The sequence below is a fragment of the Lactococcus sp. AK05 genome (assembly GCF_041026685.1).
GTDB lineage: Bacteria > Bacillota > Bacilli > Lactobacillales > Streptococcaceae > Lactococcus > Lactococcus lactis.
Genome location: NZ_JBFTEI010000002.1, coordinates 464,522 through 477,686 on the forward strand (window position 1 = coordinate 464,522; position 13,165 = coordinate 477,686).

At 33.9% G+C, this 13,165-nt stretch carries 17 protein-coding genes; 9 read left to right on the forward strand and 8 right to left on the reverse strand.

Annotated elements, in window-relative coordinates; all coding sequences use genetic code 11:
- Nucleotides 1-184: 184 nt before the first annotated feature.
- The gene (locus tag AB6B24_RS06870; protein ID WP_311805543.1) at nucleotides 185-1,807 is read left to right on the forward strand and encodes a SulP family inorganic anion transporter; all 1,623 of its coding nucleotides are present in this window, start codon (nucleotides 185-187) and stop codon (nucleotides 1,805-1,807) included.
- An 83-nt stretch (nucleotides 1,808-1,890) separates the two neighbouring features.
- On the opposite strand, the gene AB6B24_RS06875 is transcribed toward AB6B24_RS06870, so the two are convergent.
- The 8 genes from AB6B24_RS06875 to AB6B24_RS06910 all read right to left on the reverse strand — a co-directional run bounded on the left by AB6B24_RS06875 (nucleotide 1,891) and on the right by AB6B24_RS06910 (nucleotide 9,353).
- Complete coding sequence (locus AB6B24_RS06875) at nucleotides 1,891-2,133, reverse strand: TM2 domain-containing protein (protein WP_153242053.1); 243 nt, start codon at nucleotides 2,131-2,133, stop codon at nucleotides 1,891-1,893.
- Nucleotides 2,134-2,209: 76 nt separating this feature from the next.
- Nucleotides 2,210-2,659, reverse strand: coding sequence for a GNAT family N-acetyltransferase (locus tag AB6B24_RS06880; protein ID WP_021466355.1), 450 nt, complete (start codon nucleotides 2,657-2,659; stop codon nucleotides 2,210-2,212).
- 451 nt (nucleotides 2,660-3,110) lie between these two features.
- Nucleotides 3,111-4,295, reverse strand: a complete 1,185-nt coding sequence (locus tag AB6B24_RS06885; protein WP_369164366.1) for a tyrosine-type recombinase/integrase — start codon at nucleotides 4,293-4,295, stop codon at nucleotides 3,111-3,113.
- A 256-nt stretch (nucleotides 4,296-4,551) separates the two neighbouring features.
- Nucleotides 4,552-4,857, reverse strand: a complete 306-nt coding sequence (locus AB6B24_RS06890; protein WP_012898670.1) for a bacteriocin immunity protein — start codon at nucleotides 4,855-4,857, stop codon at nucleotides 4,552-4,554.
- A 120-nt stretch (nucleotides 4,858-4,977) separates the two neighbouring features.
- Nucleotides 4,978-5,142, reverse strand: coding sequence for a hypothetical protein (locus AB6B24_RS06895; protein ID WP_012898671.1), 165 nt, complete (start codon nucleotides 5,140-5,142; stop codon nucleotides 4,978-4,980).
- A 1,581-nt stretch (nucleotides 5,143-6,723) separates the two neighbouring features.
- Nucleotides 6,724-6,954 carry a hypothetical protein gene (locus tag AB6B24_RS06900; protein WP_012898672.1) on the reverse strand — a complete coding sequence of 77 codons (231 nt, stop codon included), beginning with the start codon at nucleotides 6,952-6,954 and terminating at the stop codon, nucleotides 6,724-6,726.
- A 178-nt stretch (nucleotides 6,955-7,132) separates the two neighbouring features.
- Nucleotides 7,133-7,987, reverse strand: a complete 855-nt coding sequence (dinD, locus tag AB6B24_RS06905) for a DNA damage-inducible protein D (protein ID WP_270337997.1) — start codon at nucleotides 7,985-7,987, stop codon at nucleotides 7,133-7,135.
- Between the two features lie 814 nt (nucleotides 7,988-8,801).
- Nucleotides 8,802-9,353 (reverse strand): helix-turn-helix domain-containing protein, encoded by a 552-nt coding sequence (locus tag AB6B24_RS06910; protein ID WP_195928041.1) that lies wholly within the window; start codon nucleotides 9,351-9,353, stop codon nucleotides 8,802-8,804.
- A gap of 144 nt (nucleotides 9,354-9,497) precedes the next feature.
- Here AB6B24_RS06910 and AB6B24_RS06915 point away from each other — a divergent pair, with 144 nt between their 5' ends.
- The 8 genes from AB6B24_RS06915 (at nucleotide 9,498) to AB6B24_RS06950 (ending at nucleotide 13,163) form a co-directional block, all read left to right on the forward strand.
- Nucleotides 9,498-9,710 (forward strand): helix-turn-helix transcriptional regulator, encoded by a 213-nt coding sequence (locus AB6B24_RS06915; RefSeq protein WP_195928042.1) that lies wholly within the window; start codon nucleotides 9,498-9,500, stop codon nucleotides 9,708-9,710.
- 173 nt (nucleotides 9,711-9,883) lie between these two features.
- Nucleotides 9,884-10,588 carry a Rha family transcriptional regulator gene (locus AB6B24_RS06920; protein ID WP_369164368.1) on the forward strand — a complete coding sequence of 235 codons (705 nt, stop codon included), beginning with the start codon at nucleotides 9,884-9,886 and terminating at the stop codon, nucleotides 10,586-10,588.
- Between the two features lie 660 nt (nucleotides 10,589-11,248).
- Complete coding sequence (locus tag AB6B24_RS06925; protein WP_369164369.1) at nucleotides 11,249-11,431, forward strand: hypothetical protein; 183 nt, start codon at nucleotides 11,249-11,251, stop codon at nucleotides 11,429-11,431.
- A 184-nt stretch (nucleotides 11,432-11,615) separates the two neighbouring features.
- Nucleotides 11,616-11,852, forward strand: coding sequence for a hypothetical protein (locus tag AB6B24_RS06930; RefSeq protein WP_369164370.1), 237 nt, complete (start codon nucleotides 11,616-11,618; stop codon nucleotides 11,850-11,852).
- Complete coding sequence (locus AB6B24_RS06935; protein ID WP_369164371.1) at nucleotides 11,845-12,123, forward strand: hypothetical protein; 279 nt, start codon at nucleotides 11,845-11,847, stop codon at nucleotides 12,121-12,123. The genes AB6B24_RS06930 and AB6B24_RS06935 overlap by 8 nt, the downstream gene beginning before the upstream one ends.
- Nucleotides 12,124-12,165: 42 nt before the next feature.
- The gene (locus AB6B24_RS06940) at nucleotides 12,166-12,405 is read left to right on the forward strand and encodes a hypothetical protein (RefSeq protein WP_369164372.1); all 240 of its coding nucleotides are present in this window, start codon (nucleotides 12,166-12,168) and stop codon (nucleotides 12,403-12,405) included.
- A gap of 247 nt (nucleotides 12,406-12,652) precedes the next feature.
- A complete protein-coding gene (locus tag AB6B24_RS06945) occupies nucleotides 12,653-12,847 on the forward strand; it encodes a hypothetical protein (RefSeq protein ID WP_369164373.1) in 195 nt (64 codons plus the stop codon).
- Nucleotides 12,834-13,163, forward strand: a complete 330-nt coding sequence (locus AB6B24_RS06950) for a hypothetical protein (protein ID WP_369164374.1) — start codon at nucleotides 12,834-12,836, stop codon at nucleotides 13,161-13,163. The genes AB6B24_RS06945 and AB6B24_RS06950 overlap by 14 nt, the downstream gene beginning before the upstream one ends.
- Nucleotides 13,164-13,165 lie beyond the last annotated feature (2 nt).

Genomic DNA, 13,165 nt, shown 5'->3' on the forward strand with positions numbered 1-13,165 from the left:
TATCATCATTTTAGCAGTTATTCTTCAATTTTTCATTAGATATTAGTAATAAATTTATTTTCTGGTTTTTTAATTACAAGAAATTTATCTAATCTTGATTTCATTTCGATTCCGATAATTATTTGATATGATTACTCATCTCTGTTATCATAGAATATTGTGATAAAAAATTAAAGGAATTATTATGATTAAACAATTTTTAGGTATTATTAACTCAGAATTCAAAGACTACAACCGACGAAAATTCTTACAAGATTTGATGGCGGGAATTACTGTAGCTGCCGTTGCACTCCCTCTGGCCCTTGCCTTCGGTGTATCAAGTGGTACAACAGCCGCAGCTGGACTCATAACAGCCATTGTTGCAGGTGTAATTATTAGCTCACTTTCTGGAGCTTTCTATCAAATTTCTGGTCCAACAGGAGCAATGGCGGCTATTTTAATTTCACTCATTGGTAAATACGGAATGAATGGAATATTTATTGCTACTTTTATGGCAGGAATCTTTCTATTACTCGCTGGTATTTTCCGTTTAGGAAATTTAATTTCACTTATTCCCTCACCAGTAATCACAGGTTTTACTTCTGGTATTGCCATCATCATTGCCAGCGGACAAATTAAAAACTTTTTCGGAATAGAACATTTTACAGGTTCTTTTTTTGATTTAATGAAATTTATCTCTGGCTTACACATTGATTATCCTTCAACAATTATTGGACTTTTAACAATCTTATTAATGATTTTCTATCCTAAATCATGGGGTAAAAAATTCCCAGCTTCATTGTTGGCTATCTTGCTGTCAACTTTAGCAGTCCTTGTCCTAAAACTAGATATTCCTTTAGTAGGAAAAATTCCAACCACCCTTATTCCCCAAGCTCATCTACGTTTGACTGAATTGAATCTTCAAGACATGAAAACTCTACTTATCCCAGCCATAAGCATTACCGTACTTGGAATGACCGAAAGTCTCCTTTGTGGTGCCTCAGCAGGTCGTGCAACCAATCACCCAATGGACAATAACCAAGAACTTGTTGCTCAAGGAATCGGAAATATTTTCATTCCTTTTTTCGGAGGAATTCCAGCAACAGCCGCAATTGCTCGAACAAGTGTAGCTATAAAAGCAGGTGCTCAAACTCGCTTAACTGGTATTATTCACGCCCTTATTCTTCTCCTCTCAATGTTTCTATTTGCACCATTTATGACTCATATTCCACTAAGTGCCCTTGCTGGTGTTCTTATCATGACCGCCGTAAGAATGAACGAGTGGGAAGCCATTCGTTTCTTATTCAAAAATAAATTAAAAAGTGGAATCATCGAATTTTTTGTAACGATGATTATCACTGTTATTTTCGATTTAAGTACTGCAATATTAGCAGGAATCATTGTTGGTTTCTTACTCTTTATCGTAAAAATTTCCCAAATTGAGATTAATAGTTCACAAATTGAACCCGAACGAATCAGTCAAAATCATCATGAAGTATTTACTGACTGGACAGTTATTTATATTTCTGGCCCGCTCTTCTTTTTAAATAGTAGCAAGTTAAAACAAGCAATTGATGAACTTCCAGCAAATACTAATGTTGTTCTTTCTCTAAGAGGTGTACCGATGATTGACGTCACTTCTATAAAACTATTGATTGATATTTACAGTATTTTTCATAAGGAAGAACGCCAAATCGTCTTCGCCTCAATGAATCCTAAATTAAAAGAATCATTTAAGAGAACTGGACTTATTAGCATGGTTGGTGAAGAAGCCATTTACCCAAGTGTCAATGAATTCCTTTTAGATTTAGTTGATAAAAATAAATAATAAAAAATAGGCCAATAATTGGTCTATTTTTTATTTATAAACTCCTAAAAGAAATTTGAGAAAGAACTCAAATAGGTGAGCTTTTATCTAGAATATCCACCATTAATAAATGTAATATCTTCAGTATCGTTGTAAGTACTATAAGCCTTGACCAAGGCTACAATCCAATCAACAAAAGACCAAATGCCAAAAGTAGCCCAGTTGAATAACAATTTACAAATTCCCACTCCAATTTGTCCTCGCATAAAACGGTCAATCCCAAATCCCCCAAATAAAAAACTTCCTAACCATACAAACAAATGTTTGTTAACTGTTTTCGTTGTCATAATAACAATACTCCTATCAGCTTTTTACGTGGCTCAGTGCCTGCACGTTATTTTAAGTTGTTAAATAAACTCAACTTTATTCAACAACTTTTTTTAAAGTAAAGTTAACAAAATTTTGCCCTCGCAAGTGTACACAGTTCTTTTTTGTTTCTTTATAGCCCATTTTTTCAAAGAAGGGCTTAGCAGTAATAGATGAATTAACCATGAAGCTAATATAATTCGAACTTTTTTCTAAATCATTTAGAAGTTTTTGCCCTACTCCCTGCCTTTGATAATCTGCACTGACATAAAATAAATCAATATATCCTTTATCATCAATGTTACCAAATCCTACTATCTGCTCATGATTAGAAATGACTCTGGCGTAGGTTTTGCCAAGATTATCATCAAATAACTTTGTGTCAACGTCAACCCAAGCTTTAATCTGTTCCAAAGTATAATCAGAAATATTTACTTCAAAAATAGTGTTTTTAAACAGATTAATAACTTCATCTAAATCTTTTGTTTCATAATTTCTAATCAGCATAAATCTTTACTCCTTTTAGATTCATATCCTTTTACAAACAAAAAACTCATAGAAGTTAAACTATGGGCTTTCAAAATCGAAAGATAGTTTGAAGTACATATCTAGGTACAAACAAAGTTAGACTGACCTTTTATTATTCGTGTAAGGTCTACACATTTGAGGTATCTTTATTCTACAAAAATTATCCAACAAATAAATTAACAAAAATTGTTAACAAATGAATGTAAAAACAAATCTAAAGCTCTAAAGCCGTTCTATTTAAATATATGGTCCCGTAGCCTAGATTTATTATTGATTTGTCTAATTTTTGATACACAAAAAAACACTGATTGAATGCCGTATGTGTAATAAGAAAAACCTTGTAAAGCATTGACACTTCTAGCTCTTAAGAGTTTAACTTTTTGAAAAAGCTAAATTTATTACGAGATTTATTACGAGTAGCATTTTTTTACTAGAAATTTGCAATTGATTCAAAGCGTTCAACTGCTTTTATTTTATTGTCAGATTCAAGGTGGCTGTATGTGTCCATAGTCATTTTTATGCTTGCGTGTCCTAAGCGTTCTTGTATCTCTTTATAGGGAACATCAGCATTAAGTAAAAGGCTAGCGTGAGAATGTCTAAAACCATGAAAACCAACTTGTGGTAGCTGGCAAGCTCTCAACCATTTTATTAAGAATGGCCTCATAGTCTGATAGTCTAATACTCCCCCTGTTCGGTTGGGAAATACCAGTTCTTGCTTTCCCTTTCCAATACTCATGAAGTATTTCGCTTGAAATAGTTTCCAATGCTTTAAGACTTCTACTGCTTTGCTGTCTATTAAAACAATCCTATTACTTTTGTCAGTCTTTGGGGTTGATTGTATGACCGCTCTAAGCGTTGTTTTACTGACAGACACAGAACCTGTCTTAAAGTCAATATCAGACCAAGACAAGGCCACAGCTTCCCCAATACGCAAACCGGAGGCAACAAGCAAACGACAAAGTCCAGTCATCAGCTCATTAGTATATTTCTCTTTGGGTAGTGCTCCAATATACTCAAAAAATATTTTCAGTTGCTCCGCTGTAAGATGTTTTACTTTCTTTTCGGTGCTTTCAAGTCTTACTTTTGGTACAATAACATTAACACAAGGGTTATCTTTAACTAGCCCAAGAGATAAGGCATGCTTAAAAATACGCTCAACGATATTAAAGTATATTTTGAAGTCTTTGCCTTTTCCTTTTGGTCTGTGGTAAGCCCCATTTAATGGTTGACTAGCATTAATCATCCATTGATTAACAATTTGCTGAAGAATAATAGAGTTTACCTTATCTATTCTATACTCTCCAAGAGCTGGCAAAACATAATTATTTAAGCGTGTCTGCATGATTTGAACTGTTCGAGGTTTTACCCCTAGCTTATAACTATCAAACCACAGCATGGCAATATCTTTAAAATCATCTACACTTACTTTTCTGACTGTTTGGCCGTTCTTTTCAAACTCATTAATAGCTCTACTTATTTTTGTATTACACATCTTTTCAGATTTAGCCGTTATAACTTTTCTTACTTGCTTACCAGTTAGAGAATCAACCCCCAGATAAACATTAGCCCGGTACACCTTTGTACCGTCTTTTTTTATATATTCTTTAATATTCATATTTTCTTCCTTTCCATTTTTGTACTAATGTCAGGCAAGGCATGTACAAGGATTGAGAAATATTGTTATTAGAGCTTATACGATTAATTAGTTAACTGGTTTATTAGTTTATAGAGTTATTAATTCTCAACTGATATAGTATATTTTACGGTATCAACGGTAACAAAGTATTATAAAGCTAGTTATATCAAGGGTTTATGCTGTTACCTTTCTCTATATTAAGAGTAACAGTAAGGTATCAAGGGTAACAAGATAATTAGAGAGGAATCCCTAAACTAGAGCCAGTACCTGGAAATGCTGGTAGAATCTCTGCAAGAGTTTTGGGCAATGTACTATAAAACTCACTTACACTTGGGGAGAGGTTACTATTTATGGCATCCAACGTAAAATTTGTCTGCATACGCCTGATGACATTGGGAATATACTCTCCTTTTTCTACTAGATTCTTTGCTTTAGTCAGCACTCTACGTTCTTCTTCTTTTATATCCTCACTAAGGATAAGATTATAAAGTGTATTTAAAAAATCTAATTTTATTTGAGATGTTTTATCATTGTCTGCCATAAATATCTCCTATCAGCTTTTAACGTGGTTCAGGTTTGCACGTATTGGGGGTAATTAAAAAAGATTCAATAATTTACTTATGGAATTTGTGGAAAAAGGGGAATTTGTTATAAACGACTATTATTTTAATGAGTCCGCAAGCGTTAGAGTTTTTCTATCAACTACTCTTATATCTTCATTTTCTAGCCGTACAATATAGCAATTGGTCAAACTCGTTGATTCATCGCCAGTAACAATTGTGGCAGTTTGTCCGTCTGATAGTTTGATAACGTCGTCTTTTTTCATGGTGTAAATTCTTTCTAATTTTATAGTAAATATAAGCCACTTTGATTATATTGAGGAGTTTGAAATACTCCGTCACGGATGATATGAATTAAAAAATATATTCATACCTTTGGTTTTCACAGATATGAACTTTCGTAAATTTCCTATAGTTGAGGTAAAGTGAAAAGTTACTTGTCCTAATTAGATTGCGGCTATAGTCGTAAAATGCGACCTCAGGTAGTTGCATATAAAACTTGTAACAACCATGTCTCTATTTATTAATTTGAAAACCAATACAAAAAGGTGTAAGATGAAAGTATAATGATTTTGAGATGTCATTACTTTCAAGTATAAAGTTACTCTTTGGAGTGGCTTTTTAATGTAAAAATTATAGAATATGTTGTATAATAAATTTATTCCAAAAATATACTTTTTCATAAAGTTTATTCTAAGCGTCCTATTTCAAACTAGGGCGCTTTTTTTATTTTCCGAATTAAATCCAGTTGTTTCATTTTATGCAATATCTTCATTATTGCTGACCTCGGCAAAATTGGCTGTTATGCGTTTAGAGTAGTTTAGAGTAATTAGAGCGAACTTATAGAGATTTGTACAAAAATGTTCATATCCTATTATTGGTTTCAGAAAAAAGTGAAACCAAAAACATATAAATAAAATGAGATTTTGGCTAGGTAAAACTAGCAAGGTTTAGACAAGGTTAATCACAAAAATGTGAGAAAGTATCTGGCTATTTTGACCGCCCTAAAAAAAGGGTGTAACGAATCGTTACTACTTCGCAGGTAGTCGCGAATCACGACCCCCTTATTACCTAATGCAAGGATTGGTTGCGTCAGGATAACAACGAAATTTTCGTTTTTGCCACTTGTGGCAGAAAGTTGGGACGATTAACGGATGGAAAAATCACTTCGTTAATACTTAGCTTGTCAGTTACTTGCAAAATGTAAGCAAACTGACAGCGGTTCAGGGTGTAAAGATTTTAACGACCTCAAAATTGTGGAGGTTATCAACACTAGACAAAGTCTATACCGACATCACGTAGGGTCAGGGGGTAACTTTGAGGTGTACCCATTCAAAACAAAAATGTCATAGCTCCGTAGTTACAAATACACAGCAAATTCTAGCAACATACAAAATTTACATGTAGTTATTCCCCATATAAATGGGGAAGCCGTCAACCATTCCGCAACCAAACGACAACCCCAAAAACACTTGCTAATTGTTGGCAAATGTTGGCAGAAATTGACTTGGTACGTCATTTTACTTTTTATGATTTAAAAAAGAAAGTACTCTATGGCGGTATAGATTAGATATAGCACAACTACAAATAACAATAATACTCCAACCGTAGAGATATGTTTTTTATTTTTCATAAATTACTCCTACCAGTTTTTAGTGACTGGGAACACATAGATTTACAAGTTATACATGGCTCATGTCATAAACCATATCAAAACTGGGATTATCACTAAAATAGAAACTATTACCAAGAGTACCCAAAATAATATATTAATAAAATTTGATTGATCTTTATTTTTTTTATCCATATCTACCTCTCACACGACCAGGCGCTTTTTTCACTTTACATTAGTCAAACTTATGAATTTCATTTTTTCTTGGTTCGACATAAAAATGATGAATATTACCCCCGCCCGTCCCTTCATCAGAAAGAGATTTTACTATTTCACGCCCTAATATTTCTCCTCTAAGCAATTCTTTCGTAATCCGCCCGATATGGAGTAGATGATTCTTTTTGATTTCACTAATGTCTACCCAATCGTTATCGGGAAGGTTTTTAATTGCTTCATAGAGCTTCATTATGATGTCTCCTTGGAATATATATTTAGTATTTCACTTTTAATAAGATTATTATAGTTTTTTTGAACCTTAGATTTCTAAGCATAGGTTTATACAACAAAACAAATAAAAACTGAGCTAGAAGTTGACAAATATTGGCATGAAGTTGACTTGGTATATCTTTATGTTTATCCAATATTTATATATCATCAAAAAATGACATTTGATTAGGATTTGATTTATCTTTTAGAGATTTCTTTTCTTTTTTCTTCAAGTCTTGAATGCTCTCTTGAGGAGTTGGGAGATGTTCTGGCATTGTAGTGCCGAGTTCTTTCATCGTATTTCTAATTGTTCTCCCAACATTGAAATGTGTATCATTAGCTAATTGCTCATCTTTAACTTGTCTGTTGCGTAAAACTTCATCGGTTTGCGTTGCACGAAAAAGATTGGCCGCTAATTCAGCACTTCCCATATAATCTAAAATATCTTGGTTACGTTCCAATCCTTTACGGTCTTGTATGTTCTGTTTAGTCATGCCACCGTACAGACCTTTATAACCTGAATTTTGAAATCTACCATAATTATTAACCCCTGACATTTTAGCGGCTTCGGCTAATGATTTATTATGGTGTTTCATTTCCTGACGGATTGCAAGACGTTTTTTATTTTCATCGAGCTGATTGAAATTTTCCGCTAGTTCTTGCTGCCGTGTTTTAATAGCAAAATAACTTTGACCGAGAGCTATAACTTCCTTGCGGGGGTCTCCGTTTTGAACAATCAAGTAGCAAGCATAACGTGATAATTTTATATCATCAATTTCACGCTCACTAATACCTACTTTTACCATTTTGCCAACGTCGGCAAAATTGGATTTTACGGGGATTCCAGCGTTTTCACTTGCGATTTTCGCCCGTTCAATCGTTTCTGAAAATCTACGCCATTGAGAATACTCCAAAACAGGCTGTAACTCTCTTGCATACCAAAATTCTTGACCGTTTTCATCAACATGCTTGATATTTTCAAAAGTTAACTCATCATAATTTGTTAATTCCATTTATTCACACTTTCTAAGATCAATCGACCGATTTATTCACGCACCCAAGCGCTTTTTATTTTGCATTCCTAAAGTTTAGGGTTACTAATTCTAAACTAACGAGAATACCCATAAAATAAAATTTACAGGGTTAAGAGTTTTTATAAAAGTGATATGTAAATCCTTTTTTAATTCATGTTTAAACGAATCGCTAAATGATGACTTACTATTTATTGTTGCGTAAACTGCCTTGCAAATATCTAGAAATAACACTAAGAAAAAGACTACAACATATAATAGTAGAACTGCTTTTAGAATTATTAAGATAAAATTAAACACATTACTCATACTGAACTCCTCTTTTATTTTAAATTTTTTGCACTCCTAAATTTTAGTACTTGTTATATAGATTTGAACCTTAGCATTTCTAAGCATTGGTTTATCCGAAAAGCACTAAATAATACTAAAGGTATGTGCTTATAGTGAATTTCTACAACCCTTGTAACGCAGGCGATTTTCCCTTGGTTATTTTTTGAACTTTTAGGGCTATGTTAATAAATGTTAAGGTTCACAGCTATATACTGAAAAAAATAATTTCAAAAATAGCAAGGATTATAAACATTATTGATAAGATAATAACCATTATTCCTATATCTATTTTTTTCATAACCCACCATCCTTTTTTACCCCACCAACTCAAACCAGCACAGCTCATACAGCAACGCACACGCCTCGTCATAGGCGTTGTGATGATAGCCGTAGAAGTCTAAGAAGTTGTATATATTTAATGTGTCGCGTGTGATGATATCGAAACGGCTGATGTCGAACATTTTGGTCATTCTTGGTCTTCGTCTAATTCTTGAATTTTTAGTAAATCCTTGCCGTATTCCAGCCATTTCTCTCTATTCTTGTTATTTAAGTTGTTGTTGATTTCTTCTAACTCTTTCGCGTTTATGTTTGTAGTACTAACTTTTTTATTATAAGTAATAAAAACATCATCACGAGTAAGTTTTTCTAGTTCATTACTCATATAAGCTAGGAAGTCCTTATTATCTCCCAAAGTTTCTATGTATCTTAAAGCTTCTTCTCCGCTAAGTTTTTCTTTACCAGCGTCTTTCAGAAAATTAGAAAGAATAGTAGGGAAATATGGATCGGCTATTTTCTTTATATCTCCAGAGGTAAACCCCATTACATTAGTTATAGAAGTGTCAAAAATATCTGCTAACGCTGACCATATCTCCTCACTGCGAGGGGAACTTGTACCTTTTTCAAATTTAGAGAGTTGGCTTTCATTAACTTTTATTCCTTTTTTCGCCAACAATTCTACCAAGTTGTTAAGTGTTAATTTCTGAGCTTTTCTAAACTCTTTTATTCTGTTTTTAGCCATGATTAGATGACCTCCTAACAAATATTTTAACAGTTTCTATAAAAAATGTAAATATTTTTTTCTAAAATAAACAAAAATCACTTGACTTTCGAAATTAGATAAATTATAATGAATTTGTTGAAATTAAACAAAAAGGAGAAATGAATGGAATTAACGCTAGAAATCAAAACAGCTCTTCGTAAAAAAAGAGCTGAGTTAGATTTGCCAAAACATGTTATTGCTGAAAAGTTAGGATTGACTCCATTAACTTATGGACGTATTGAAAGTAATAAGCAAAAATTTAATGTACAACCTACTACTTATCAGAAAATAACGCAATGGCTTGCTACTGATACAGAAGAAATCACTAACAACTAATCATCAAAGAGAACAATCGTCGATAGTTATGAGTAATTTCTATCTAACGAACGTACACAAGGTATTCACGTCCTTGTCAGTATCTTTCCTGATTCTCATAGCCTACGCATGGCTATAAACTACTGACCCAACATGACCGCGATGTCTTTAAACGAAGTAGAAAAGAGGGAAAAATGACCCCATTAGTATTATTTGATAGTCTCGACTTGTCTAAAACAAGCAATGAAGATTTTTACACGACTACCGAAATTATTGCTGAACAGACAGGTATTACCTATGATTCAGTTTCTCGATTGGTTCGTAAATATAAAAAGAAACTTGAAGAAATAGCACCGCTGACATGGCACTTTGAAAGTTCCATGAAGAAAGGTTCACGCGGATTTGAAATCCGTGTAAACAACCGAGGAAACGCAAGAAAAGTTTATCATCTCAACGAACAACAAACTTTATTCTTTATTCCATTATTAGGAAATACACCAGCAGTTGTGCAATTCAAATTTGATTTAGCTGCTGCTTTTATAGCTATGAGAAATGAGTTACAAGCTCGCAAGATTGCAAGAGCAGTCGAGAAGCCAAAAGGTGTTACACTTCATCAGGCTATTTCAGAATGGGAACACTTTCCACGTCATGGCAATACATGGCACACCATTATTAGAAGTTTGCTTGCTACTACTGTGACAGGACTAACTAAAAAGCAGATTCAAGCTAGAGATACGGACTGGCGAAAAGAAAAAACGCTCCTAGACCTCTTAAATTCAGAGGAAATGGAACGTTATAAAATGCTTGAAAGTATCGCAATAGCAATGATTGAAGCTGGTTCTGATTATGAACCTATCAAAACAGCTATTAAAGCCACAATGACAACAAAAAAGCCGTAACTGATCCCCATCAAAACGACTTTAAATATTTAGTAAGGCAAGCCTTGCAGGGCTTTGCTTTACTCCATTCTAACAAAAATTATCAGCAAAATCAAAGCTGATTGACCTTTGAAAATTGAATAAGTAGCGAGTGCATTAAATATTTTGAAAAAAGTTATAGTTTTTGCTTGACATTAAATGTAAGACATAATATAATATAAAATGTAAGACATTTAAAGAAAGGAAGTGAGACTATAGCACCTTTTGCAGGAAAGGGTAGACCAAAATTAGGAGACCCTAGAAAAAAAAGCCTTACTGTTAGAATCAATCAAGAAACAGACGAATTTTTAGAAGAATATTCTGAAAAAGAAAAAGTTTCAAAATCTGAAACAGTAAATAGAAGTCTAGAGCTTTTAAAAGAAAACTGGAAAAATAAAAAATAACTAATATCCGCCCCGTCGAAAGTTTGGATATTAGTTATCACTCACGAGTAACCTCGCTACAAAATATTATACATTGTACGAGGCTACTTTTCAAGCCGAAACTAGGATTTTTAGTAATCCAGTGTTTTCGGTATCTGTAAAAGTGGCTTTTTTTGTATCCAAAAATACAAATTAGCCCTAGAAATTCAAAGGTAAAATCATGTTTGAAGAACTAGAAATTCATATCGAAGAAGTTGAGATGTATATACAAAACATCTACAAAGCTGTTAATGATTATGCAAGCGGAACTTATGAAAGTTTCGAGTTAGATGATAAAGGCAATCTCTTTATTACCAAAGGTAACGCACAGGACTTATTAGATTATGTCAGTGATTACCTTATGACCATTGCTAACATTATCGGTGTATCAATAATTGAATAGAATCGGAGCTAAAAATGAATAATACAATTGATGTAATTTACCCAACCCACGGCATACGCACAGGCGCACAAGTGCAGTTTGACCCAATCGCTCACACTTGGACGGTTTGGACGAAACAAGGCTTAGAGCGCACGTTTAAAAACGTAACTTCATACGCTAGATACATGACGAAAGGTTGATGGATATGATTGAAGATATTAATTTAAAAAATGCTGAGGTTTCAGCAATTCTAACAATGGTTTTTGATGAAGTACAAAGAATTTACGGACTCGAAAAAGGAGGTAGGGAATACGAATTGGATAGATTGAAAGATACTTTAATAACATCGTTTTTTATGATGAATGAACGAGTGGAAGACATCAATGAAATAGCTAGTTTGATTATGAAAAAAGAGAAGCCAAAGGAGGCAGGAAGTGAATGACGACACACTAACAACCCTTGTGGCGCATGGCTTAGTTGATTCTGTGATTACAGATTTTAACCAGTATGCAAATAAGCTGTTAGAACTAAAGCGAGACCGCAAATTGCCTTATATTTCTAGGCAAGAAGTGATAAAAGAAATGGATATATCAGACGGCACACTTGATAATTGGGAAAAGCACGGATTGAATCGCTATAAACCAAGATACAAAACCACACTTATTTACTATTTGATTGATGATATATGCAAGTTCATCATCATAGATACTTAGCAACTTGTCAGGCAAGGCAAATTTTATTAAAGGATTGAGAAAATGACAAATATTATTAGAGCTTGTCCTTATGTGGCTGGTATTGATAGCGTAGGAATGCGAAGTTTGAAAGCCTATCATACGGAGCTGACAGACAAGCAAATCGAAAAAATAGACCCATTGAATGCAAACACAGGCACAGTTGATTATAGCTTTAAAGTTCGTAAATATAAGCACGGTGTCCGCTTTGAGGGCGAAAAAGAGGGCGGAGAAATCAGCTTATTTGATGAGGTAGCGAGATGATAGAACACCACCAAGGCTACACGGCTTTAAAACGGTACGGACGGAATAGTTTTAGTCCAGCAGGTAAACACCCGTTTAAGATAATTCACAACGCACGAGCGGTCAAATATGACTTGATACAGCAGTTTGAAGCAAGTACAGGCATAATCTTACCCAGCGGAGTGAAAAGCAACTTATGCACGCAACCAGTGCCAATTCTAGGCAAAGAGCTGGCTGTTATGAAACTACAAATAAAGGAAACTAAACCATGAAAATTACTATTGATGTCCTTGAAAATGAAAGTAATAAGGACAATTTAGAGTATCTTATCAGCGATACAAGCAACGAAGCTATTACTGTTTTAATGTTTGCCTTGATTGGCGAAGCGAGACAGAGAGCAAGCTATGAGCAATTTTTAGAAACCGTGACTAGAATATGGGGTTATCTCAATGAAGATAACTAATCTACAAAAAATCGACCAAAACATTATTAAATTTCTTTCTGAACATCGAGGAATTGACCGAGCTGTTAAAGGCAAAATCTTAGCACAAGCGCTTGATATTGATTTTAGAACTTTACAGAGTAGAATTGAATTTTTACATAAGCAAGGTTGCGCCATTGGCTCAATTGATAATGGCTATTTTATTCCTCTTAATGAAGATGAGCGCAGAGCTGGCATTATCAAGAAACAACGGACAGGGATTGCAATTAATAACGCAGTCAACGGATATATTTTAGCCGAGCTTGATTGGATTGACCAACTCTTTGAGGAGGACTGACT